Origin of the sequence: Couchioplanes caeruleus (assembly GCF_023499255.1) — a bacterium.
GTDB classification, from domain to species: Bacteria; Actinomycetota; Actinomycetes; order Mycobacteriales; family Micromonosporaceae; genus Actinoplanes; species Actinoplanes caeruleus_A.
Window position 1 is genome coordinate 4,965,342 of record NZ_CP092183.1, and the last position, 23,947, is coordinate 4,989,288.

Annotated in this window: 22 protein-coding genes; 9 read left to right on the plus strand and 13 right to left on the minus strand. The window is 74.2% G+C overall.

Annotated elements, in window-relative coordinates; all coding sequences use genetic code 11:
- The first annotated feature begins 107 nt into the window (after window positions 1-107).
- Together COUCH_RS23035 and COUCH_RS23040 are read left to right on the plus strand one after the other, a co-directional pair.
- Entirely contained in the window at window positions 108-308 is a 201-nt protein-coding gene (locus tag COUCH_RS23035; RefSeq protein WP_249607261.1) for a hypothetical protein, read from the plus strand.
- Window positions 309-380: 72 nt separating this feature from the next.
- Window positions 381-1,844, plus strand: coding sequence for a serine/threonine-protein kinase (locus COUCH_RS23040; protein WP_249607262.1), 1,464 nt, complete (start codon window positions 381-383; stop codon window positions 1,842-1,844).
- A gap of 3 nt (window positions 1,845-1,847) precedes the next feature.
- Here COUCH_RS23040 and COUCH_RS23045 read toward each other — a convergent pair whose 3' ends face one another.
- Entirely contained in the window at window positions 1,848-2,897 is a 1,050-nt protein-coding gene (locus tag COUCH_RS23045; RefSeq protein ID WP_249607263.1) for an aldo/keto reductase, read from the minus strand.
- A gap of 175 nt (window positions 2,898-3,072) precedes the next feature.
- Between COUCH_RS23045 and COUCH_RS23050 the strand changes: the two genes are divergently transcribed.
- On the plus strand, window positions 3,073-4,440 hold the full coding sequence (locus COUCH_RS23050) for a DUF1996 domain-containing protein (protein WP_249607264.1): 1,368 nt from the start codon (window positions 3,073-3,075) through the stop codon (window positions 4,438-4,440).
- 6 nt (window positions 4,441-4,446) lie between these two features.
- On the opposite strand, the gene COUCH_RS23055 is transcribed toward COUCH_RS23050, so the two are convergent.
- From COUCH_RS23055 to COUCH_RS23075, 5 genes are all read right to left on the minus strand, one after another.
- Window positions 4,447-5,838: a hypothetical protein gene (locus COUCH_RS23055; protein WP_249607265.1), complete on the minus strand. Its 1,392-nt coding sequence runs from the start codon at window positions 5,836-5,838 to the stop codon at window positions 4,447-4,449.
- Window positions 5,839-5,892: 54 nt separating this feature from the next.
- The gene (locus COUCH_RS23060; RefSeq protein ID WP_249607266.1) at window positions 5,893-7,266 is read right to left on the minus strand and encodes a M20/M25/M40 family metallo-hydrolase; all 1,374 of its coding nucleotides are present in this window, start codon (window positions 7,264-7,266) and stop codon (window positions 5,893-5,895) included.
- Window positions 7,267-7,651: 385 nt separating this feature from the next.
- On the minus strand, window positions 7,652-7,879 hold the full coding sequence (locus COUCH_RS23065; protein WP_249607267.1) for a preprotein translocase YidC: 228 nt from the start codon (window positions 7,877-7,879) through the stop codon (window positions 7,652-7,654).
- 64 nt (window positions 7,880-7,943) lie between these two features.
- The gene (locus COUCH_RS23070; protein WP_249607268.1) at window positions 7,944-8,435 is read right to left on the minus strand and encodes a nucleoside deaminase; all 492 of its coding nucleotides are present in this window, start codon (window positions 8,433-8,435) and stop codon (window positions 7,944-7,946) included.
- Entirely contained in the window at window positions 8,435-8,872 is a 438-nt protein-coding gene (locus tag COUCH_RS23075) for a CBS domain-containing protein (RefSeq protein ID WP_249607269.1), read from the minus strand. The genes COUCH_RS23070 and COUCH_RS23075 overlap by 1 nt, the downstream gene beginning before the upstream one ends.
- A 184-nt stretch (window positions 8,873-9,056) precedes the next feature.
- Here COUCH_RS23075 and COUCH_RS23080 point away from each other — a divergent pair, with 184 nt between their 5' ends.
- Entirely contained in the window at window positions 9,057-10,289 is a 1,233-nt protein-coding gene (locus COUCH_RS23080) for a hypothetical protein (protein WP_249607270.1), read from the plus strand.
- Here the strand turns inward: COUCH_RS23080 and COUCH_RS23085 are convergent.
- The 5 genes from COUCH_RS23085 to COUCH_RS23105 all read right to left on the minus strand — a co-directional run bounded on the left by COUCH_RS23085 (window position 10,286) and on the right by COUCH_RS23105 (window position 15,164).
- Window positions 10,286-12,079 (minus strand): thiamine pyrophosphate-requiring protein, encoded by a 1,794-nt coding sequence (locus tag COUCH_RS23085; RefSeq protein WP_249607271.1) that lies wholly within the window; start codon window positions 12,077-12,079, stop codon window positions 10,286-10,288. The genes COUCH_RS23080 and COUCH_RS23085 overlap by 4 nt on opposite strands.
- A 226-nt stretch (window positions 12,080-12,305) precedes the next feature.
- Window positions 12,306-13,763, minus strand: coding sequence for an amino acid permease (locus COUCH_RS23090; RefSeq protein ID WP_249613790.1), 1,458 nt, complete (start codon window positions 13,761-13,763; stop codon window positions 12,306-12,308).
- An 87-nt stretch (window positions 13,764-13,850) separates the two neighbouring features.
- Window positions 13,851-14,261, minus strand: a complete 411-nt coding sequence (locus COUCH_RS23095; protein WP_249607272.1) for a hypothetical protein — start codon at window positions 14,259-14,261, stop codon at window positions 13,851-13,853.
- 16 nt (window positions 14,262-14,277) lie between these two features.
- Entirely contained in the window at window positions 14,278-14,658 is a 381-nt protein-coding gene (locus COUCH_RS23100; protein WP_249607273.1) for a VOC family protein, read from the minus strand.
- 302 nt (window positions 14,659-14,960) lie between these two features.
- Complete coding sequence (locus COUCH_RS23105; RefSeq protein WP_199509940.1) at window positions 14,961-15,164, minus strand: hypothetical protein; 204 nt, start codon at window positions 15,162-15,164, stop codon at window positions 14,961-14,963.
- A 234-nt stretch (window positions 15,165-15,398) separates the two neighbouring features.
- On the opposite strand from COUCH_RS23105, the gene COUCH_RS23110 reads away from it, so the two are divergent.
- From COUCH_RS23110 to COUCH_RS23130, 5 genes are all read left to right on the plus strand, one after another.
- On the plus strand, window positions 15,399-16,469 hold the full coding sequence (locus COUCH_RS23110; RefSeq protein WP_249607274.1) for a lytic polysaccharide monooxygenase auxiliary activity family 9 protein: 1,071 nt from the start codon (window positions 15,399-15,401) through the stop codon (window positions 16,467-16,469).
- Window positions 16,470-16,647: 178 nt separating this feature from the next.
- Window positions 16,648-17,226 carry a maleylpyruvate isomerase N-terminal domain-containing protein gene (locus COUCH_RS23115; protein ID WP_249607275.1) on the plus strand — a complete coding sequence of 193 codons (579 nt, stop codon included), beginning with the start codon at window positions 16,648-16,650 and terminating at the stop codon, window positions 17,224-17,226.
- 58 nt (window positions 17,227-17,284) lie between these two features.
- Complete coding sequence (locus COUCH_RS23120) at window positions 17,285-18,124, plus strand: formate/nitrite transporter family protein (protein WP_249607276.1); 840 nt, start codon at window positions 17,285-17,287, stop codon at window positions 18,122-18,124.
- 60 nt (window positions 18,125-18,184) lie between these two features.
- Window positions 18,185-18,715, plus strand: coding sequence for a GNAT family N-acetyltransferase (locus tag COUCH_RS23125; RefSeq protein ID WP_249607277.1), 531 nt, complete (start codon window positions 18,185-18,187; stop codon window positions 18,713-18,715).
- A gap of 39 nt (window positions 18,716-18,754) precedes the next feature.
- Complete coding sequence (locus COUCH_RS23130) at window positions 18,755-19,999, plus strand: saccharopine dehydrogenase family protein (protein WP_249607278.1); 1,245 nt, start codon at window positions 18,755-18,757, stop codon at window positions 19,997-19,999.
- Between the two features lie 194 nt (window positions 20,000-20,193).
- Here COUCH_RS23130 and COUCH_RS23135 read toward each other — a convergent pair whose 3' ends face one another.
- Entirely contained in the window at window positions 20,194-21,678 is a 1,485-nt protein-coding gene (locus COUCH_RS23135) for a GTPase (RefSeq protein WP_249607279.1), read from the minus strand.
- A 269-nt stretch (window positions 21,679-21,947) separates the two neighbouring features.
- The gene (locus COUCH_RS23140; RefSeq protein WP_249607280.1) at window positions 21,948-23,903 is read right to left on the minus strand and encodes a GTP-binding protein; all 1,956 of its coding nucleotides are present in this window, start codon (window positions 23,901-23,903) and stop codon (window positions 21,948-21,950) included.
- Between the last annotated feature and the right edge of the window lie 44 nt (window positions 23,904-23,947).

Below are 23,947 nucleotides of genomic sequence, written 5' to 3' on the forward strand. Positions count from 1 at the left end.
CCGGGCCGCCCGCGCCCACAGGCCCGGTCCGGAAGTACAGCCAGCTGTACCCGGAAGGGCGCGCTGGCGGGATCGTGACCGGCCCGGCCCGTCCATACGTTGGTGACATGACCGAGAACAGCGAGAACAGCGAGAACACCGGCTTCCTCCGTACGCTGCTGTGGGTGGTGCTCGTGCTGAGCGCCGCCGCGAACGCGATCCTCTCCAGCACCAGCACCAACGTCTTCATCGGCGCCGCGTTCGGCGTCATCACCCTCGCCTGCGCGGCGGGCCTGGTCGTCCAGCACTACCGGCACCGGGAGCGGTGAGCGCCGCCGCCCGGTCGCGGGGACCCGGTAGGGTGCCTGTGGGCGTGCCGCGGACACCGGTGGGAGGCTCGGATGACGATGCCGCTGCGCCCCGGTGACCCGGGCCGCCTCGGCGGCTACGAGCTGCTCGGCCGGCTCGGGCAGGGCGGCATGGGGACGGTGTTCCTGGGCCGCGCGCCGGACGGGCGCCGCGTCGCCGTCAAGGCCCTGCGCGCCGAGTTCGGCGCCGATCCCGCGTACCGGGCGCGTTTCCGCAGTGAGGTGAACCGGGCGCGCGAGGTGCCGCCGTTCTGCACCGCGGAGGTCCTCGACGCCGACGCCGGCCACGACCCGCCGTACCTGGTGGTCGAGTACGTGGACGGCCCGACCCTCGCCACGGTGGTGCGCGACGGCGGCCCGCTGACCGGCACCGCGCTGCAGAGCCTCGCGATCGGCGTGGCCACCGCGCTGACCGCCATCCACGGCGCCGGGGTGGTGCACCGCGACCTCAAGCCGGCCAACGTCCTGCTCGGCCTGGGCGGCGTCAAGGTCATCGACTTCGGCATCGCGCGCCCGCTCGAGGCGACCAGCCGGCACACCGGCACCCATCAGATGGTGGGCACGGTGGCGTACATGGCGCCGGAGCGGTTCGAACCGGACCCGGGCGGGCGCATCGGTTTCCCGGCCGACGTGTTCGCCTTCGGGGCGGTCGTCGCGTACGCGGCGACGGGACGCACGCCGTTCGCCGCCGATTCCGCCGCGGGCACCGCCGTGCGCATCATGACCCAGCCGCCCGATCTGACCGGTGTGCCCGCGCCGTTGCGCGGCCTGCTGGCGCGCACGCTGGCCCGGGACCCCGCCGGCCGCCCGACCGCCCGCGAGGTGCTCGACGCGCTGGTGAGCGGCACCGGCCCGGCCCCGGCACCGACCCCGGTCCCGCCACCGGCGGACCGGGTCGGGCGCGGGGCTCGCGGCCGGCGGCGGGCGGCCGTGGCCGGGCTGACGCTGGCCGTGCTCGCCGGTGCGGGCCTGGCCGTCAACGCCCTGCCCCGGGACGACGGCAGCAGGGCCGCGCCGGTACGCACGCAATCCCCGTCGGCCGCGCCGGCGCCGGCTTTCCTGGCAGGCGGCCGTCGCGGCGTGCTGCACCTGGTCGAGGTCGACGACGACGTGTGGATCTTCCCGAACGGCGGCGAGGTGAGCCGTACCGCCGAGATCGGGGGCGTGGACGACGAGAGCCACTTCACGCTGGTGCCCTCCGGCGCCGGCTACCAGATCAAGTGGCTCACCGGCGAGTTCGGCGTGCGCTGCCTCGGTGTGCGCGTCACGCCCGGCGCCGACGGTGTGCTGGTGACGGCCCCCTGCCGGCAGAACGACGCAACCACCTTCACCTTCACCCCCACGGGGAAGAAGGACGGGGCGGGCCGCCCGGCGTACCGCGTCGCCAACCCGGCCTACGGCACCCTCGAGTGGTCGCAGAACGGCTCACGCGTCGTCGTGCGCCGGGACGACGACGCGCGGACCTCGTTCACGTTCGTCGACCGGGGGCCGGCCTGAGCCTCACAGGTGCGGGCCGAGCAGGGTCAGGTCGGCCGGGGACAGCCGGTCGCTCGAGGTCTTCGCCTGGTGCCAGTACGGGTACAGCAGCGGCGGCGCGCTCGCCTCGTCCAGCCGCGCCCGCTCCTCGGCGCTGAGTGTCAGGTCCGCGGCCGCCAGGTTGTCCGCGAGCTGCTCGTCGGTCCGCGCGCCGATGATCAGCGAGGTGACCGCGGGCTTGCCGAGCAGGTACGCCAGCGCCACCTGCGCCGCCGACACGCCGCGGTCCTCGCCGATGGAGACCAGCACCTCCACGGTGTCGTAGAGCCGCTCCTGGTCGTACACGGGCGGCTCGTTCCAGTCGGTGAGCTGGCGCGAGCCCTCCGGCGGCTGCTGGCCGCGCCGGTACTTGCCGGAGAGCAGGCCACCGGCGAGCGGGCTCCACACCAGCACGCCGAGGCCCTGGTCGACAGCGGCGGGGACGAGCTCGTACTCGGCGTCGCGGGCCTGCAGCGAGTAGTAGATCTGCTGGCTGACGAAGCGCGGCGCGCCGATGCGCTCCGCGGTGCCGAGCGCCTTCATCAACTGCCAGCCGGCGTAGTTGGAGACGCCGACGTAGCGCACCTTGCCCTGCTGCACCAGCAGGTCCAGGGCCTCGAGCGTCTCCTCCAGCGGGGTCTGCCCGTCCCACTCGTGGACCTGGTAGAGGTCGATGTGATCGGTACGCAGCCGGCGCAGGCTCGCCTCGCACCCGGCGATCACGTGGTGCCGGGACAGGCCGGCGTCGTTGGGGCCGGGGCCCATCGGCATGCGCACCTTGGTGGCGACGAGCACGTCCTCGCGGCGGCCCTCGAGCACCTCGCCGACGATCTCCTCGGACAGCCCCTCGGAGTACACGTCGGCGGTGTCGATGAGGTTGACGCCCGCGTCCAGGCAGCGGTCCACCTGGCGGCGGGCCGCGGTGACATCGGTGGAGCCGACGACGGCGAAGTTGCCCTTGCCGCCGAAGGTCATGGTGCCCATGGTGAGGACGGATACTCGGAGGCCGGACCGGCCCAGCTGGCGATATTCCATGCCGACCAACCTATGCCGGAACCCGGCGGTACGTTCGGCCGATACTTCGGCAGGCATGTTTCAAGCCTTGGCCGAAGTATCGAACGGTTTCGATAATTCGGGGCAGATGCATGACGGCCGGGCCCTCGCCCATCCCCCATCGCGGGCGCGGGACCCCTGACCCCGAAGGATCGTCATGAGCCCACGCACACCCCGTACCCTCCTGTCCGCCTCCCTGGGCGTCCTGCTCGTGGCGGCCGCCACGGTGGCCGCCGCCACCGCTCCGGCGTCCGCCGCGACCGTGGTCGTCCAGGCCGAGTCGTTCGCCGCCCAGTCCGGGGCCGCGACCGAGCCGACCGCCGACACCGGCGGCGGCCAGAACGTCTCCTACCTCGCCGCCGGCGACTGGCTCCGGTTCGACGGCGTCGACCTCGGGCCGGCCGGCGACCTGACCGTCTCGGCGCGCATCGCGTCCGCCACCGGCGGCACCGGCGCGATCGAGCTGCGCACCGGCTCGGTGACCGGCCCGCTGCTGACCCGCTTCCCCGTCGCGGCCACCGGCGGATGGCAGAGCTGGGTGACCCGCACCGCCACCGCGACGGCGCACCCCACCGGCGCCCAGACCGTGTACGCGGTCATGCAGAACACCACGGGCGGCGACTTCGTCAACATCAACTGGTTCTCGTTCGGGGCCGGTCCGGCCTCGGACGGCGCCGGCTGGGTCACCATGGACCAGGCGAAGTGGAACGCCCAGCTCGCGGCCTTCCGCGCGCTGCCCACCCACCCGGCGCCGGCGAACGCCGTACGCGTGTCGGAGTTCAACGCGGCGTGCCGGTACAGCCACTCGCGGCCGGACGACCCGATCGTGTTCCCCGGCATGCCCGGTGCCTCCCACATGCACACGTTCCTGGGCAACCACAGCACCGACGCGAACACCACCACGCAGTCGCTGCTGGCCGACGCCGGCTCCAGTTGCGCGCCGGCGACGGACCTGTCGGCGTACTGGATCCCCACGCTGTTCGAGCACGGCAAGGCGGTCGAGCCGTCCGGGGTGACCGTCTACTACGGTTCCCGGCTCAGCGACCCCACGCAGACGGTGCCGTTCCCGCAGGGTTTCCGGATGATCGCCGGTGACGCCCGGCTGCAGGCGCCCACCCCGCGCGGCACGGTCAACCAGTTCTACTGCGCGGGACCGGGCGGCGAGATCGGGCGCAGCGCCGACGGCAACTGGCCGGTGTGCGCGCCGACCGCGGACCTCATGTTCCAACTGGTGTTCCCGGACTGCTGGGACGGCGTGCACCTGGACAGCCCGGATCACAAGTCGCACGTGCGCTACACGTACGACGGCACCTGCGGCGGCGACCACCCGGTGGCGATACCGTCGATCTCGTTCGTGATCGCGTACCGGACCAGCGGCAGCGCCGACGGCTTCGAGCTGGCCTCGAAGATGGCGTCGTCGATGCACGGTGACGTCTTCCTCGCCTGGGACGACACCGCGATGGGCCAGCGCGTCAAGGACTGCGTCGTGCAGAAGGCCAAGTGCAACACCGCCGGGCAGTTCTGAGCGTGCTCAGCTGACCAGCGGGCCCAGCGCAGGACCCGTGTCGTGCAGGGCCGCCAGCACCTCGCCGGCGGTCAGCCGCAGCGGTCCGGCCACGTCGGCGCCCGCCGTGTCCCCGGCGAGCGCCGACGTGGCGTGCGAGGTCGGCAGCGGGAACAGCGGGTAGCGGGCCAGCGCGACCGGGTCGACGACCGGCCGCTCCCGCGCGAACGCCGCCACCGAACGCCACTGCCGCGCGTCCGCATGCGCCTCGCAGCGCAGCCCGGGCGGCTGCGGCACGACCGTCACGCCCTCGAACCCGGCCGCGCCGGCCAGCCACCATTCCGCGGCGTCGGCCGCCTGCCGCGACGCCGACTCGCACCAGTACGGCACCAGCCCCGCCGCCAGCACCCGTCCCGGGTCGACCAGCGTGCCGGACGTGACGGCGCAGTCCCGGCCGCCGCCCCGCTCCCCCAGCGACCGCCGGTACAGCTCGGCCACGAAGACGCTGAGCGCCGGGGAGCGCGCGTACAGCAGGCGGTGCACCGGGGCCGCGTGCCGGCGCAGATCGTGATCGAACCCCACCTCGCCGCCCTGGTCGGCGCAGCGCCGCGGCGCAACCAGGTACGGCGTGGACCACGAGCCCTCGTCCAGCCCCGCGAGAGCCCGGCGGAACAGCGGGTTCGCCATCGTGTAACCGTCCGGCGACCATCCGCTCGCCGGGCTGCCCAGCTGGAAGCTGTGCCCGGGCGCGAGGTCCAGCGTCGGCCAGGTGCGGATGTCGCGGACCATCAGCGCGGCGCCGCCGGGCCGCAGCCGGCAGGCCAGGAAGCTCCGGTACGCCGGCGGCAGCGTCCGCCACCGCAGATGCAGGGTGATCGTCGTGCCGCACAGCGGTCCGCGCAGCGGTCCGCGCAGCAGCGGGTCGTGGACCTGGCGGACGGTGACGTCCGGGTTGGCGGCGACGATCGCGTCGGCGACCACCCCGCCCCAGTCCATCGCCCCCTCCCAGTCGCCGGGGCTGCCGCCGGGCCACGGGACCGTGACGGTGAACCCGCTGGGCAGCCAGGGCGCCCCGAGCGCCGCCGCCAGGTGGACGGCCGCGCCGTGCGGCGAGCCCAGCACCACGGCCGGATAGGTGGCCTCCGGGTAGTGCGCCTCGATCCACGAGGCCACCGCGTCGGCGTCCAGCCGGGCGACCAGCGCGACCGGCAACGCCCCCGCGGCGTCGTGCACCAGGGTCCGCGGGGTCAGCCCGTCGCGGGCGGACCACCGCTGCCCGAGCGTCGGCACCCGGTCCAGCCCGCGGCAGTCGCGGCCGCGTACGGCCCGCGCGGCGGCGGTCAGCAGCACCAGCCCGAGGCTGTCGGGGCAGACCACACGCGTGGCGGCGGGGGCACCCGCGTCCCTGAAGTCGGTCACGGCACGGCCGAGTACCCGTGCCGGGCCAAGGTCCACCCTGCCGATCCGGCCGCCCTAGCCGTCGGCGAGCCGGGCCCAGAACAGCGCGAGCGTCGCGGCGCCGGCGGTCAGGACGTCGATGGACGCCCGCTCGTCGCTGTCGTGCCAGCGGTCCTCGGGCAGGCCCGTACCGAAGAAGACGGCGGGCGCGCCCACCACCCGGGTGAGCAGGTCCGCCGGGCCGCCGCCGGCGTTGCCCATGCGCCCGACGGGCGCGCCGAAGCCTTCCTGCATCGCGGCGGCCAGGTGGGCCACCGCCGGGAGGTCGTCCGGCGTCCGGTACGCGTCCTGGCCGCTCTCCGGCGAGACGCTCAGCTGGTACTCGACGCGGTCGCTGACCGTCTCCTTGACCCAGCGGCGCAGCTGCTCGGCGACCTCGGCGCAGGTCTGGTCCGGCACGGTACGGATGCTCAGCGACGCCGAGGCGACCGCCGGGATCGCGGCGCGCGAGGGACCCTCGGGGTCCCCGGCGACGATGGTGAGCACCTCGATCGCCGGGCGGGCCCACAGCCGCTCCAGCACGGTGTACCCCTCCTCGCCACCGATGCTGCGGGTGTCGGACCGCGCCAGCCAGTCCTCGTCGCTGTACGGCAGCGCGGCGTACTCGGCCCGGGTGCGCTCGGACGGCTCGGCCACGGCGTCGTAGAAGCCCGGCAGCGTGATGCGTCCCTTGTCGTCGTGCAGCGCGGCGATCAGCCGGGCCAGCTCCATCGCCGGGTTGGGAGCGGGCCCGGAGACCGCGCCGCTGTGCACGTCCCGCTCGGGGCCGTAGATCTCCAGCTCGGCGAGGATGGTGCCCCGCATGCTCGTGCACACCGCCGGGTGGTCGCGGCGCCAGAGCAGCGTGTCGGAGAAGACGATGAGGTCGGCCTCGGGGCGGTGCTCGTCGAGCAGCCCGGCCAGGTGCGCGGAGCCGGTCTCCTCCTCGCCCTCCACCAGCACCTTGAGGTTCACCGCCGGGGCGTCGCGGCCGGTCGCGGCCAGGTGCGCGCGGATGCCCCACAGGTGGGCGATGACCTGGCCCTTGGCGTCCGAGGCGCCCCGCCCGTACAGGTAGCCGTCGCGCAGAGCGGGCTCGAACGGCGAGGTCTCCTCCCACTGCTCGTCCTTGCTCACGCGCACGTCGTGGTGGCTGTAGATCAGCACGGTGGGCGCTCCCGGGGCGGCGCACCACTCGGCGTACACGGCGGGGGCGCCCTCGGCCTGCCAGATCTCCACGCCCGGGAAGCCGACCTCGCGCAGGACGGCTGCCAGCCAGTGCGCCGACCGGTTCAGCTCGGGGACCAGCTCGGGGATCCCGCCGACGGACCGCAGCCGCAGCCAGCCGGTCAGCTCCTGCACGAGGGCGGTGCGGTGGTCGGCCAGGAAGGTGTGGATCTCGGTCGGCATGGCGCCCGGCTACCCACGGGCCGGGGGGACAAACGTGGCACTTCCGGCGGCAGGGTCAGCGCGGCGCGGGGACGGGCCCCACGCCGTGCCGCCGGCCGGGCGCGAGGGCGGCGTGGCGCTCCCCGGCCCGGGACCCGAGCGCGCGGCGAGCGCATCGGCGACCACCCCGGTCGCGTACGCGTACACCGCCTTGTGCAGCACGTCGACGACCACCTCGGACCGCGGCCATGTCCACGGCGGCGGGCAAGGACGCGGGCCGGCACGTATGAGTCCGGGCGTCCGGTGAGGCGCTGCTCGAACTTCTCCCCCACAGTCATCACCGCCACACCCGCCAAGCCCACGACCGCGCCCTGCCACAGCGTCCGGCGGACCACCTCGGCGGCGGTCACTGCGCAGCGTCGGGGTGACCGGGCATCGACGAGCCGCCGCCGCTGCCGCCGGACGAGCCGCCGGACGTGCCCGACCCGTCGTCCTCGGTGACGATGTCGCTGTCGCCGACGCTCGAGGGCCGCCGGCTCGCGTCGACCTCGGTCTGCGTCACCGGCGCGCTGGAATTCTCCTCGGCGGCTCCCCGCTCGACGGGCTGCTCGCCGTCTCGTGCGGCCTCGGTCATGACGTCCTCCTGGAGCCGGGTGCGTTCCCGATCCGGCCTACCCGCTCGACAACTCCTGAGGGCGTCACCCGGTCCCGGCCGCCGGAGCCGGGGTTGCGGCGTGCAGGCGGCGGACCTCCTCGGCGAGCTCCGGGACCGGGCCGTCGACCACCGCGCCCGGGACCACCTCGCGGATGCTCAGCGGCCGGACGGGACCGGGTGGGCGGCCCAGCTCGGCGCGCCAGCGGGTCAGTTGCTCGGTGGACGAGGCGTACACGATGCGGCCGAGGCCGACCCATCCGTGCGCCGCGGCGCACATCGGGCAGTGCTCCCCGGAGGTGTAGACCGTCGCCGCCGCGCGTTCCTCCGGCGGCAGGTGGTTCGCCGCCCAGCGGGCGATCTCGAACTCCGGATGCCGGGTCTCGTCGCCGCCGGCGACGTGGTTGTGGTCCTCGAACAGCACGGTGCCGTCGGCGCCCACCAGGACGGAGCCGAAGGGCTCGTCGCCGCCCCGCAGCGCCTGCGCCGCCAGCTCGACGCAGCGGCGCAGGTGCCGCAGGTCCGTCTCGTCGACCATCAGGGGCGCTCGCCGGTGATGTAGCCGCTGAGCGCGCTGGCCTCCCCCTCGAGCTCGGTGATGCGCTTCTTCACCACGTCGCCGATGCTGACGATGCCGGCCAGGCGGCCGCCCGTGACCACGGGGACGTGGCGGAACCGGCGCTCGGTCATCAGCCGCTCGATCTCGGCGAGGTCGGCGTCGGGCTCGACGGTGTGCACCCGGGTGGTCTGGATCGCCGAGACCGGCTCGGTGAGCACGGCGGCGCCGCGTTCGGCGAGGCTTCGGACGATGTCGCGTTCGCTGACGATGCCGTCGACGGTGGTGCCGTCGGCGGTCACCACCGCGGCGCCGATGCCGTGCTCGGCGAGCGTGGCGAGCAGCCCTTGAACGGTGAGGTCGGGGGTCACGGTGACGACTCGGTCGCCCTTGTCGCGCAGTACGTCGTTGATGCGCATCTGTCCTCCCGGGTCCTGCGGAAGTTCCGGCGTCCTCACCCTAGAACGCGAGAACGCTCTCCCGCGACGACCCGTACCGGGGAAGATCCGTGGAAACCCGCTGGTGGAGATCCACTCCGGCGCCGATGGAGATCAACAGTGGCCGATCGGTGACGGGACCGCCTCCCGGCGCTAAGTTGCTCCGGTGAGTCACAGCGTCGGCGAAGGAGACCGGATGAACCCGGGCAGCGGGTCGAAGACCGTCACCACGCGGTTCGTCTGGGTTCCGCACGGTCCCGCGAGCGGCTGGCTGCTGCTGCACCGCACGGTGCGGCTCGGCGCCACGGGCGAGACGGCCGACGAGTTCTGGCGCACCGAGAAGATGTCCCCGGAGGCGGCCGCCGCCGACGCGTTCCAGGATTCCACGCCCGAGTGGCACCGCATCGTCACCGGCGAGCCCGTCCCGTTCCTGCTGTGGCCGTTCTTCCTGGCGGCCGTCACCGACCGGGAGCTGCCGGCGCTGCGCGAGCAGATCGCCCGGTCCGTGATCCGGCCGCTCGCCGACATCCACGCCGAGGTGGACGCCGGCACCGATGGCGGCGTCCTGGCGACGCCACGGGTCTGCCTGGCCGGCGACCCGATCGGCCCGGGCCATCGCGACCTGGACCTCGACGGCTGCGACACCGGCGACCTGGACGCCACCGGGCGGCGGGGCGCCCTGCTGGCCGCCGTCGACGACCGCATCCGGCTCTCCGGTTCCAGCCGGGCGGACGACGACCGTACGGTGTGGATCAACCGTTTCGTCGCCCGCGGCGAGGCGTCCGCGCCGCCGCTCGGCCGGGTGCTCCTCGACGACGGGCTGCGGCGCGCGATCGCCGCCCTGCTGGCCGCGCCCCAGGACGACGCCCGGCGCCGGGCGGTCGTCGCCGAGGCCCGCCACCACGGCTGGTCGCTGGCCGCCGAGCCGCTGCACCTGGCCGGCCCGCAGGCGAGGCCGGGCTTCCTGGGCCGGCTCGTCTACATCTGCGATGAGAACAGCACCGTGCACCGCATCGCCACGGTGCCCGCCTGCCGGGAGGCGCTGCACGGCCACGACGGCCTCGGCGCCGCGCTCGCCGCGTACCTGTGCCCGCTCGACCCGTCCGCCCGCGACGCGCGCACGGCGCGGGAGGCGTTCCGCGCGGCCGTGGCGCAACTCCCGGCGGAGTGGGACGTCCCTGCCCGGCCCGGTACCGGCCTGGCCCCGCCCGCCGGCGAGGAGATCGTCATCGAGACCCGCGACGACGGCGTACGCGCGGACGGGCCGGACCTGCCGGGGCCGCGCCGGCCGGTGGAGATCAGCCACGTGGAGCTGGTCGACAGCAACGGCCGCAACAGCTGGCGCATCGACCTGTCGGCGCCGGCCGGGTCCCGCCCGGAGACGCCCGGGGTCGCCTAGCTCGGGTCGTCGTAGCCCTCGTCCGCCCGTTCCCGCCGCAGGTGCGCCTCCGCGCGCCGGGCCAGCGGGCCGTCCTCCGCGGCGAGGCCCGCGTACATGCCCTGCACCTTCTCGGCCGGCTGCCCCGGTGGGAGCAGCGGGACCGCCGGGTCCACCACGGCGTCGATCACCACCGGCCGGTCGGCGGCCAGCGCGGCGTCCCAGGCGGCGTCCAGCTCCTCCGGTGACGTGACCCGCAGGCCACGCAGCCCGAGCAGCTCGGCGTAGCGCGCGTACGGCACGTCCGGCAGCCGCTGCGAGGTGGCGAACCGGGGCTCGCCCTCCATCTCGCGCTGCTCCCAGCTGACCTCGGCGAGGTCCTGATTGTTCAGCACGCACACCACGAACCGCGGGTCGGCCCAGTCGCGCCACCGGGCGGCCACGGTCACCAGCTCGGCCAGGCCGGTCATCTGCATCGCGCCGTCCCCGGTCAGCACGATCTGCGGGCGGCCGGGGGCGGCGAGCTTGGCGGCCAGGCCGTACGGCAGCCCGCACCCCATCGAGGCCAGCGTGCTCGACAGGTGCGCCGGGACGGCCCGCGGCAGCCGCAGGTGCCGGGCGTACCAGTAGACGACCGAGCCGACGTCGACGGCGACCTGCGCGTCGGCGGGCAGGCGGCCGGAGAGCGCACGGACCGCGTACTGCGGGTTGAGGGGCTCGGCCGGGGCGGCGGCCCGGGACTCGGCGATCTCGTGCCAGCGGCGTACCCACGACTCGACCTGATCGCGCCAGCGCCGGTCGGACCTGGGCGGCACCGCGTCGAGCAGCGCGCGCACGGTCTCCGCGGCATCGCCGAGCAACGGCACCTCGACCGGATACCGTACGCCCAGCCGCCGCCCGTCGATGTCGATCTGGACGGCCCGGGCCTGCCCCGGCTTCGGATAGAACTCGGTCCACGGGTCGTTGGTGCCGATGAGCAGCAGCGTGTCGCAGCCCTTCATCAGCTCGGCACTGGCCGTGGTGCCGAGATGCCCCATGACGCCGGTGTGGAACGGCAGCCCCTCGTCCAGCACGGGCTTGCCGAGCAGCGACGCGGTGACGCCCGCGCCGAGCCGGTCGGCGAGCTCCACGATCGCGTCGGCCGCCCCGTACGCCCCCTGCCCCACCATGATCGCGACCCGCTCGCCGGCCTGGAGCACCCCGGCGGCCTCGCGGACGTCCTCCTCGCGCGGTACGACGCGGGCGGGCCGCAGCCCCGGGCTGGTGACCATCACGCCGTGCTCGTGGGCGTGCGGGTCGGGCGCGGGCGCCGACTGCACGTCGTGCGGCAGGATCACGCAGGTCGGGCTGCGGGTGGCCAGAGCGGCCCGGAAGGCCCGGTCCAGCAGCATCGGCACCTGCTCCGGCGTGTACGCGGCCTGGACGAACTGCGCGCACACATCCCCGAACAGCCGCACGAGATCGATCTCCTGCTGGTACGCGCTGCCCAGCACGGTGGACGCCTGCTGCCCGACGATCGCGACGACGGGCTTGCTGTCGAGTTTGGCGTCGTAGAGCCCGTTCAACAGGTGCACGGCCCCGGGCCCCTGCGTCGACAGGCAGACCCCGGCGCCCCCGGCGTACTTGGCGTGCCCGACGGCCATGAACGCCGCCGCCTCCTCGTGCCGGGCCTGCACGAACTCGGGCTTCCCGGCCCGGCGCAGCGCGCCCATCACGGGGTCGACGCCGTCGCCGGAATACCCGAAGACCCGGTCGACGCCCCACTGCGCCAGGCGTTCCACCAGCAGATCCGACACGGTGCGCTCGGCCATGCTCATCCTTCCGCGGGAGTCGCCCGGGGACATACCCCTGCCCACCGCAGCGAACCGCCACCATCCCCTCCCGCTCGTGGAGCGGGAACAGGCCGCCCTCCGCGGAACCGATCCACGGACGGCACGAGCTGGCGCGATGTGTACGCGGACTTCCCCGCTCGCGCTCGTCGCCGTCCGGAAGAAAGCTGAGGCGGGCTGTGGCGATGTCGCGTGAGCGACGGCGTCGTCAGGCCACGGTCTCGCGCTCGCCCACCCGGCTGCGGCGGCGGCCGTACCCGAGGTAGATGGCCAGGCCGATCACCAGCCAGGCGAGGAAGCGCAGCCAGGTCTCCACCGACAGGTTGGTCATCAGATAGAGGCAGGCGAGCGCCGACACCGCCGGCAGCACGGGTGAGAACGGCACCCGGAACGGCCGGTCCATGCCCGGGCGGGTGCGGCGCAGGATCGGTACGGCCACCGAGACGATCACGAACGCGAACAGGGTGCCGATGCTGACCAGGTTGGCCAGCGACGACAGCGGGACGAAGCCCGCGAGCAGCGCGACGCCGATCGTGACCACGATGGTGATCCGGTACGGCGTGCCCCAGCGGGGGTGCACCGCGCCCGCGGCCGGCGGGAGGAGGCGGTCGCGGGACATGGCGAACCCGATGCGGCCGATGGCGACGATGTCGACGAGGATGACGCTGGTCAGCCCGGCGACCGCGGCGATCGACACGAGCGCCGAGGCCCAGCCGGCGCCGACCGCGGAGAAGGCGGAGGCGATCGGCGCGCCCGGGTCGATCCGGCGGTAGTCGACCATGCCGACCACCACGAACGACACGAGCACGTACAGCAGGGCCGAGACGCCGAGCGTGCCGAACAGGGCGAGCGGCAGGTCGCGGCGGGGGTTGCGGGTCTCCTCGCCGAGGTTGGCGACGGCCTCGAACCCGGTGTACGCGAAGAACACGACGGCCGCCGCGGTGAGCACGCCGGCGATGCCGAACATGGAGGGCTCGATGCCGAACAGGGCCTGCGACAGCGGCTGGGCCAGCCCGGAGGTGTCGTCGTTCGCCGGCTGTGCGGGCGGCACGAACGGGGTCAGGTTGGCGGCCCTGACGAAGAACGCGCCCGCGATGACCACGAACACGCAGATGGACACCTTGACCACGACGAGCGCGTTGGTGACCCGCGACGACTGCCGGATGCCGATGGTCGCGACGGCGCCGAGCAGCACGGTGATGAGGATGGCTCCCACGTTGACGGTGCTGGACTCGCCGAAGAGGGCGGCGGGCAGGTGCAGCAGCTCGGCGAGGTATCCGGACCAGCCCCGGGCCACCACCGCCGCGCCGAGCGCGAACTCGAGCACGAGGTCCCAGCCGATGATCCAGGCGATGATCTCGCCCATGGTGGCGTACGCGTACGTGTAGGCGCTGCCCGCGGTCGGCACGCTGGAGGCCAGCTCGGCGTAGCAGAGGGCGGCGAGGAGGCTGGCCACGCCGGCGAGGATGAACGAGACGATGACGGCCGGCCCGGCGTGGTCGCGGGCCTCGATGCCGGTGAGCGTGAAGATGCCCGTACCGATGACGATGCCGATCCCGAATCCCATCAGGTCGACCGGCCCGAGGCGGCGCCGCAGCCGGCGGGTGCCGCCGTCCTGCTCGTCACCGCTCTGGGCGATGACGTCCTCGATGGGCTTGGTACGCATGACCGACACGTCGTCTCCCTTGTCCCGCGGCGCCTCCGGCGCGGCCGGTGTACCCCTGCGGGACACCGGCGTAACGTGCAGGCCGGGTCATGCGGCGGCGATCACCGCGGCGGTCGCGGCGACCAGCGCGGCCGCGAGCCGGGCGCGGTCGGCGCGGAGCAGCTTCGCGATCCGCCGGGGGTCGTGGCCGGCGCCGAGGCGCTGGTGCGCGGGCGCGGCGGCGAGCGCGGTGACCAGCGCGGCGGCGGCCGTGGCGGCCAGCGCCACCAGCGTCCACGGGCCGGGGCCGGTGAGCAGCGCCCAGCAGCCGGTGACGACCAGCGCGCCGTAGATCAGGGCGACCAGCGGGGTGATCGCGCGGGTGTGTGCGCGGTGCGCCTCCGGCCACCGGCCGGCGTCGACCCGGGCCAGCGCCGGGTAGACGATCACCGTCACGGTGGCCTGGAAGCCGAGGTGGACCGCGGCCGCGGCCAGCAGGGCCGTTCCGGATGCCGTCACGCCGCCCAGTCTGCCCTCACCGGGGCTGGAACAGTTCGACCAGGTTGCCGGCGGGGTCGGCGACGAGGATCTGGCGCCCGCCGGGGCCGGCGACCAGCTCGCTGCGGAACGGCACCCCGGCAGCGCGCAGCCGCTCGATCTCGGCGTCCAGGTCGTCCACGACGAGGTGGATGCGGTTGCGGCCGGGCCCGGAGAGGTCGCCGGGGGTGGCGCGGGCGCCCGAGCTGGCCGCCCCGGACAGCAGGAGGCGCAGCGGGCCGCGGGTCACGTCGGCGAAGGCGGCCGGCGCGGGGTTGCTCAGGATCTCGAACCCGAGCAGGGACGTGTAGAAGTCGACGGCGGCCGGGACGTCGTCGACGAGGTAGCGAACGCTGGCGTACGCGTCGGGTGAGGTCACGGCCGAACCCCCTGCTGGGCGTGGGCTGGCGGACACCGCGGCCGGGCGTCCCTCCCTACGCTCGCATGTGGACCCCGGCAGGTCCAGCAACGTCAACGGTGGGAACCATCGTGAAAGCCCTTCTCACCCCTGTCGGCGGCGGCGATCACCGCGACGGCCGGCAGATCGGCCCGGCCACCGTCGTCCCGTACGACGCGGGGGTCACGCAGGCGGGCCGGGTTCTGGACAGGGCGTGTCCTTGACCCGGCGTACGCACCCGGGCGGCCGGGATCCGGCGCGTCTCCCGGGTGCGTACCCGCTGGTCAGCGGCCGAAGGCGAACCGGCGGCGCTTCTTCTGGCGGCCGAACTGGCCCTGCAGGGTGTCGGCGCCCTTGCGCAGCAGGCGGGTGCCGCGGTTCGGGCCGCGCTTGGCCTCCACCACGTCGCTGAGCTTGCGGGCGCCCGCGGCGGCGAGCGGGACGGCGATGGCCATCAGGACGTATCGGCGTACGAGTGCGAAGAGCATGGTGTCCGTCTCCAGGGTGAGCAGGTTGTCTCTCCTGCAGGTGCTTACCCCGTCCGGCCCCCGCCCATCCCCGCCCGGACGGGGGATCGGAAGTTCCGGACATTGACATTTGTGGATCAGGTGGTGAGGCTGGGTGCGGCACAGCCGCCGGAGCCGCGCGGCCGACGGGCGACCAGGGCAGTCCCCGTCCTCCCCCGATCCCCCCGAATCCGAGTTCAGGAGTGCTGAGCCCGCATGTCCTCATTCCTCCGCGCACGACTTCTCATCAGCGCCCTCGCCGGCCTGCTGGCCGCCGGGACGCTCGCCGTGGTCCTGCCGCCGGGCCCCGCCGCCGCGCACGGCAACGTCACCGGACCCGCCTCGCGCAACTACGGCTGCTACGAACGGTGGGGCAGCAAGTTCCAGGATCCGGCCATGGCCACCCAGGACCCGATGTGCTGGCAGGCGTGGCAGGCCGACCCGAACGCCATGTGGAACTGGAACGGCCTGTTCCGGGAGGGAGTCGCCGGCAACCACCAGGCCGCGATCCCCGACGGCCAGCTGTGCAGCGCCGGGCACACCCAGAACGGGCGCTACAACGCGATGGACGCGGTCGGCGACTGGACGGCCACCACGGTCGGCAACAGCTTCAACGTCCGGCTCTTCGACGGCGCGAGCCACGGCGCCGACTACATCCGGGTGTACGTCACCAAGCCCGGTTTCAACCCCGTGACCCAGGCGCTGAAGTGGTCGGACCTCGACCTGGTCAGCCAGATCGGCAACACCCCGGCCGCGCAGTGGAGCCAGGTCAGCGGCGGCGTCCAGATCGACGTCCCGGTCGCGCTGTCCGGGCGTACGGGACGGGCCATGGTCTACACGATCTGGCAGGCCAGCCACCTCGACCAGTCGTACTACTTCTGCAGTGACGTGTCGTTCGGCGGCACCGGCACCACCCCGCCGACCACACCCCCGACCAGGCCGCCCACGACCCCGCCGACGACCCCGCCCACCACGCCGCCGGGCTCGTCGGCCGGGTGCACCGCCAGTTACGCGGTCACCGGGCAGTGGCAGGGCGGCTACCAGGCAGACGTGACCGTGACGGCCGGGTCGGCGGCGATCAAGTCGTGGCGGGTGACTCTCGGGTACGGCTCCGCCCAGGCGGTGACGAACTCGTGGAACGCCACGGTCAGCACGTCCGGGAACACCGTGACGGCGTCCAACGCGTCGTACAACGGGGCGGTGAGCGCGGGAGCGAAGACGACCTTCGGCTTCGTCGGCTCCGGGATCTCGGCCACACCCGCTCTGACCTGTACCGCCACCACCTGACCTCTGTCACAGCCGTGTGAAGACTGTTACATTCGTCGATGGGAGCGCTCCCATGACCATCCGTCCGAGATACGAGGAGACCACCACGCACGTACCGCGCGATCCGGCTCCCTAACCCACACCGTCCCGGGGGACGAGGCGCCCTCCTCGTCCCCCACTCCCCTGCCACACTTCTGCCATGACCCCGATCACCGGGCGGCACGTCGAGCGGGCCGTGCAGGACATGCGGCGGGTGCTGACCCCGTACGCGGCGGCCGACTGGGACGTGCCGGCCGGCTCCCTGACCTGGACCTGCTGGACCACCGCCGCGCACGTCGCGCACGACCTCACGGCGTACGCGATGCAACTCTCGGCGCGCGAGCCGCGCCGCTACCTCCCGCTGGACCTGCGCGTGCGGCCCGGAACCCCGCCGGACGAGATCCTCGAGGTCATCGGCGCCGCCGGGCGGCTGCTGGCCACCGCCGTGTCCGCGGCGCCCCCGGACGCCCGGGCCTGGCACTGGGGCCCCACCGACGCCTCCGGATTCGCCGCGCTCGGCGTCACCGAGACGCTGGTGCACACGTACGACGTCAGCCAGGGTCTCGGTATCCCCTGGCTCCCCCCGGACGATCTCGCCGCCGAGGTGCTGCAGCGGCTGTTCCCCGACGCCCCGCCCGGCGATCCGGTCCGGGCGCTGCTGTGGTGCACCGGCCGCGTCGCGCTGCCGGACCGGCCCCGCCGCACCTCCTGGGTGCTCGCCGCGGCCATCGACGACTAGGCGTTCCGCAGTGGGGTAACCGGATGCCTACCCAGCGTCCGGCAGGCAGGAGAAGCCCATGGCGACGAAGGAACCCGCCGAGATCGCCCACGCCGCGGTGGCGACCGGGGTCAAGAAAGCCGACCTGCGATGGGACAAGACGCTGGTCGGCTCGTTCCTCGCCGGGGCGTACATCGCCTTCGGCGGTCTCGTGGCCATCGCCGTGTCGTCCGGTCTGGACCCGAAGACGTGGGGCAGCCTGCCGACCCTGTTCACCGGGGCGGCGTTCACACTCGGCCTGGTGCTGGTCCTCATCGCCGGCTCACACCTGCTGACCGGCAACATGCTGCTCGTGCCGATCAGCGCCATGCAGGGCCGGCTCACCTGGCGCGACATCGTCACGAACTTCACCCTCGTGCTGATCGGCAACATCGCCGGCGCGGTGTTCGTGGCGTTCTTCCTCGCCGTGCAGACCGGCGTCATCGGCCACGTCGGCAGCGACGCCGGCACCTCCGGCGCGATGACCTACGACCGGCTCGCCGCCATCGCCCAGGCCAAGGGCGTGCACGAGAGCAACTGGCAGATCTTCCTGCGCGCGGTCGGCTGCAACTGGCTGGTCTGCCTGGCCGTGTGGATCTCGCTGGCCGCGGACTCCGTGTCGGGCAAGATCCTGGCCATCTTCTTCCCCATCATGGCCTTCGTCGCGATGGGCTTCGACCACGTCGTCGCCAACATGTTCTTCCTCCCGGCCGCGATCTTCGCCGGGGTGCCGGACATCGGCTGGGACGACACCCTGCGCAACTGGGGGCTGGCGTTCGTCGGCAACCTCGTCGGCGCGGTGGTCTTCGTCGCGACGTCGTACTGGTACCTCTACCTGCGCGACGAGCCTTCCGAGGAGAAGCCGCGCGAGCTCACCTGACCCGGCGCGGGCGGCGTAATTCGCTGGCCCGCATCCCGGGGCCCGCCTACGGTCCGCGCCATGCAGATACGCCGCGAAGAGCCCGGGGACCACGAGGCCGTCCTGGAGATCAACCGCCGCGCGTTCGGCGACCACGGCGCGGTGGTGGCCGCCCTCGTCGACGGCCTGCGCCGCGACGACCCGGAGGCGCTGTCGCTGGTCGCGGTGGACGACGACCGGGTGACCGGGCACGTCATGTGCACCCGCAGCCTGCTCGACGCGCCGCCGCGGCTGGTGGACGTCCAGGTGCTCAGCCCGCTCGCCGTGCTGCCCGGGCACCAGCGGCAGGGCATCGGCTCGGCGCTGGTCCGCGCCGCGATCGAGGCCGTGGCGGCGCGCGGTGCGCCGCTGCTCTTCCTCGAGGGCGACCCGGCGTACTACTCGCGGCTCGGCTTCACGCCGGGCGACGGGCACGGGTTCCGCAAACCGTCGCTGCGGATCCCGGACGCGGCGTTCCAGGTCGTACGGCTGCCCGCGTACGAGCCGTGGATGACGGGCACACTGGTCTATTCCGCCACGTTCTGGGAGTACGACTGCGTCGGGCTGCGCTGAGATCGCGATCCACGGCGCCATGCCGCAGAATCGGTGCGCATGAGGGCACACGACATCGTCGTCTACGGCGCCACCGGATTCGTGGGCGCGCTGGTCGCCGAGTATCTGGCCGGTCACGCACCCGAGCAGACCCGCATCGCGCTGGCCGGGCGGTCCGCCGAGCGGCTGGAGGCCGTACGCCGCCGGCTGGGCGTGCAGTGGCCGATCATCGTCGCCGACGCCTCCGACGAAGCCGCCCTCGCCGACCTCGCCGCCGCCACCCGGGTCGTGATCTCGACCGTCGGCCCGTACGCGAAATACGGCCGGGCCCTCGTCCACGCCTGCGCGGCCACGAGCACCGACTACGTCGACCTCACCGGCGAAGTCCTGTTCGTCCGCACCAGCATCGACGACAACCACGACCTGGCCCGCAGCACCGGCGCGCGCATCGTGCACTCGTGCGGCTTCGACTCCATCCCGTCCGACATCGGCGTCCACGTCCTGCACGGGCGGGCGGCGGCCGACGGCGCCGGTGAGCTGACCGACACGACGCTGGTGGTGACCGCCCTGCGCGGCGGGTTCAGCGGCGGCACCATCGACTCGATGCGGCACCAGCTCGACACCGTGGCCAAGGACCGCGAGCTGCGGCGGATCGCGGCGAGCCCGTACTCACTGACCCCCGACCGCGGCGCGGAACCGGACCTCGGCCGCCAGGACGACCTGGTGACGCTGCCCGGCGAGCAGGCCGACCCGTCGCTGCGGGGCACCCTCGCGCCGTTCGTCATGGCCTCCTACAACACCCGCGTCGTGCGGCGCAGCAACGCATTGCGCGACTACGCGTACGGCCGCACCTTCCGCTACCGCGAGACGATGAGCACCGGCAGGTCGCCGCTGTCACCGGTGCTCGCCGCCGGCACGAAGGTCGGACTGGCCGCGCTGGTGCTGGGCCTGCGGCTGCCACCCACCCGCTTCGTGCTGGACCGGGTGCTGCCCAAACCCGGCGAGGGACCGGACGAACGCACCCGCCGCGAGGGACACTTCACGGTGGACATCTTCAGCCGCACCACGACGGGGGCGCGCTACACGGCCCGCTTCCGGGCCAAGGGCGATCCCGGGTACGCGGCCACCGCGCTGATGCTCGCCGAGGCGGCGCTGGCGCTCGTCCACGACCGGGAGGCGCTGCCGCCGTCGCCGGGCGGGGTGCTGACGCCGGCGACGGGCATCGGGGACGCACTGGTGAACCGGCTTCGGGCAGCGGGCGTCGAGATCACCGCCCGCGCCCTGACCGGCGCCGCCACCCGGTAGCCGGGCCCGCTCCCCGGGCCGCCGCCGCGCCGCCGGCCCGCCGACCAGTCACCGCCTTGCCGCCCGGCCGATCGCCGCTTTGCCGCCCGGCCGCCACCGCCGCTTTGCCGCCCGGCCGCCACCGCCGCCTCGGCGGCCGGCCACCGCCTTGTCAGCGGGCCGCAGCCTTGCTACCAGGCCGCTGGGCGCTCTCTCTATGCGGTGGGGACGCCCTCGGACAGCTGATGCAGCATGGATTCGCAGCTCTGCAGCACCACCTGGGCGGCCCGGCGGCTGTCCGGGCCGGCCTCCTCCGCCTCCTGCCGCCACCGGTCCGCGGCCGCCCCGGCGTACGCCCACAGGTGCTCGGGCGGGGTCTCCGCCGGCACGCCGAGCCGCTCGAACACGGTGGGCCCGTCACCACCGGCGAGCCGCCGCGCCTCCACCGCCAGGTCGCCCGGCAGGCCGGCGCGGCGGGTCCGCAGCGCCGCCAGCAGGCGCAGCTCGTCGAACTCGTGCGCCCCGGCGACCACCCGCTCCACCTGCCCCAGCAGGTACGCCGACTGCGGCCCCGGCTCCCGGTGCGCGAGATGCTCCACGGCCAGCAACGCGACCCGCGACTTCAGCACGTCCCGCCGCGCCGAGAACAGGTCCGCGACGGCGGTCTGCAGCTCGGCCAGCCCACTGTGCCGCAGCAACGCCTCGGCCAGCGCCGCCGTGTCGTGCGCCCCGGACCGTACCAGCGTCGTGGCCAGCCGGATCCCGGTCAGCCCCAGCCGGTCGAGCAGCCGCTCCCGGCGTTCCGCCGGCAGGGCCACGACGGTGCCGGCCGCGCGGAACCGGTCCACGGACAACAGGTACGGCTCGAGCTCCGCGCGCGGCAGGGTGCTCAGCTCGGCCACCGCGTCGAACTCGTCCTGGCGCAGCGTGCGGGCGGCGTACCCGATGAGGCCGGACGCCGCCAGCGCATCCTGGCACACCACCGCCAGGTCGGGCTCGCGCCGCCGGCGGCGGGCGATCTGCTTCGCGGCCAGCAGCGCGTCGACCCGGCCCCCGGCAGTCTCGTCGGCCCGCGACAGCACGGCAACCACGTGCAGCGCCGCGGTCGCGGCCGCCCATCCACCCCGCACCGGCGGGATCCGGCCGAGGTCGGCGGCGGAGAGCGTACGGCTGAGGAACAGCACGGCGTCGGCCTCCTGCCACAGCTCGCCGGCCGCCTGCCACCCGGCGTCGGAGGCGCTCAGGCCGGGCGTGTCCAGCAGGTGCGTGTGCCGCAGCGACCGGCTCGGCCACTCGACGAGAAGCTCCAGCACATCCCCGGGTACGCCGACGAGCCGCAGCCCATGGTCGTCACGGTGCAGCGCCAGCTCGTACGGCGCACCCCGCAGCGGACGAACCTGCGCCCGCGGCTGCGCACCGTCCGAATACCACGTCCGGTGGCCGCCGTCCCCGTCCGTCGACAGCGCGACACCCTGGCCGACCAGCGCGTTGACCAGCGTGGACTTCCCCGCACCCGGGGTTCCGGTGACGGCGAGCCGCAGCGGGCCGGCGAACCGCTCGGCCTGCCGGTACAGCCACGCCTGCGCGGCCGGGTTGTCGTGGTAGATCCGGATCGCCTCGGCGAGCAGGTCATGCACGAGTGCCGGCAGATCGCCCGTCCCGCTCACGCCGACGCCGCCCCGGCCACGACGGCGCCGCACGGCCCCGTCATGTCGGCCCCGTCATGTCGGCCCCGTCCCCGCCGCGACAACGCCGCCCGGCCCCGGTCTCGCCAGCCGCGTCGGGGCCGCCACCGCGTCGCGCGGCCCACTCACGCCGACGCCGTCCCGGCCATGCCGGCCCTGTCCAGCTGAAATTCGGCCGCCCAGGCCGTGCCACGCCGACCCGGTCGCGGCCGTGCCACGCCGACCCGGTCGCGGCCGTGCCACGCCGACCCGGTCCCGGCCGTGCCACGCCGCGCCGGGGCCGGTCATGCCGGTGCCGTGCCGGGGGCGATCGCGGGGTTGCGGGCGGGGGCGAGCGCCACGGCCTGGGTGTAGAGTTCGGCGAGGCGGTCCAGTTCGTGCTCGATGCGCCGGGCGCGCTGGGCGCGGGCGGCCAGCTCCCGGTCGGCCTCCGCCTTGGCGCTGCGCAGCGACTCCATGATGGCCTCGTGGATGTCCTCGGTGACGCCGCTGTAGTGGTCGCGCAGGGTGCGCTGCAGGCGGCGTACCGAATCCTTGGCGTCCTTGGCGAGGCCCAGGAAGATCTGGTCGACGTGCCGCTGCACCGCGAGTTTCGCGGTGGCCTGGCGGCGTTTGAGCAGGGACTTGCTCTCCTCGCGGATCGTACGGCCGCCGAAGATCGCGCCGCCGCCGATGGAGATGGGATTGATCAGCGACATGCCGGCGAGGCTGGTGGCGAGGCCGACCATGAGGATGCCGCCGTACGAGCCGCGCAGGCCGGTGAAGAGCTTCTGGGTCGTCGTGAAGCGCTCGACCGGCGGGGCGTCGAGGTTGCCCGAGCGGTCCGGGACCTCGTCGACGGTGCCGGCGATCCAGGGTGGCACGATCTGGTCGGCGTACTCGGGGAACTGCTCGGCCACGCGGTGGGCCAGCCACTCCCCCCGCTCGGCCAGCCAGGCGAAGCTGGACTCCGCCGCGTCCTGCACCGCCTGGCGCAGCCACGGCTCGAACTCGTCCCAGCCGTCCGCCGGGTCCACGGTGTCCAGCGTCTTCTCGGCCTCGGCCAGCACCGCGCGGGTGCGCTCGCGCAGGTCGTGCTCGATGTCGGACATGAGGTCGCCGGTCTCGTCGGCGAGGCAGTTCTGCCACCGGGTGGTGATGCGGCGCAGGTCCTCGAGCCGGCGCTGGGCGTCGTGCAGCTGGGCCACCGCGTCGGAGGGCTCGGCGCTGTGCCGCAGGTCGGCGCGGAGCGGCTTGGCGATGCGCTCGGCGACGAGGCGGGCGATCAGCGAGACGGTGGCGCGGGCGAACTCGTCCTGTTTGGTGCTCACGGAGTGCTGGAGGTGGTTGATCAGGTGCGGGTAGCCGGACTCGTCGTTGAGCGGATGGCTGCCGGACCGCACGGCGTGCTCGCGCAGGGTGCTGGACAGGGCGATGACGGTGGCCGGTACGCCCGCGGCGGTCAGCCGGTCGCGGGTGTGCGCCAGGGTGTCGCGCCAGCGCGGGGCGACGTCGGTCTTGGTGAGCGCCACGAGCACGTGTGGGTACAGCCGGGCGAGGTCGGCGAGGACGTCGACCTCCGCGGCGGTGACCTCACGGGTCGCCTCGCAGGTGAAGAGCACCAGGTCGGCGCACGCGTACGTGACCAGCCCCCGCAGGTCGGCCACGGCGTCACGGCCGTCGTCGGGCAGTCCGGGCAGGGCCGGGGTGTCGATGAGCACGAGGCCGGAGGCGAGGAGCGCCCGCGGGACCTCCACCTCGGCGTGCAGGAGCGGCGCGGCGGCCGGCGGCTGGGCGAGCACGGCCTCGGCGAGGGCGTCGGGCAGCCGCTCCGCCGGCAGGTCGATCCGTCCGTGCAGGCCGGGCGGCTCGGTCCACGCGGCGGTGGGCCCCGCCCGCGTGACGAGCTGGGCGGCCGGCGTGTCGCCGTGCCGGACGACGGTCGCGACCGCGGCGGGCGAGGCGCCGGCCACGGCACAAACCGGCGCGTTGATGAGTGCGTTGACCAGGTGGCTCTTGCCCTGGCCGGCCGCGCCCGTGACCAGCACCCGCAGCTGGGGGTGCAACAGCTGGGCGCGCCGGCCGGACAGCCATTCCTGCAGGTCGCCGCGGTGGTGCGCGGCGCTCATCTGGATGGTCGCGTCGAGGACGTCCAGCCAGAGCGACGTCTGCGCCGCGGGACGGAGGTCACCGCGGCCGTCGCCCTGCACCGGTGAGATGGGGGCGACCGGCGCCGTTGCCCCCATCTCCCAGCGTTGCATCGTTACTGCCCCTCGCATCCGAGTCATGGCCTGGCCTGCGCCGG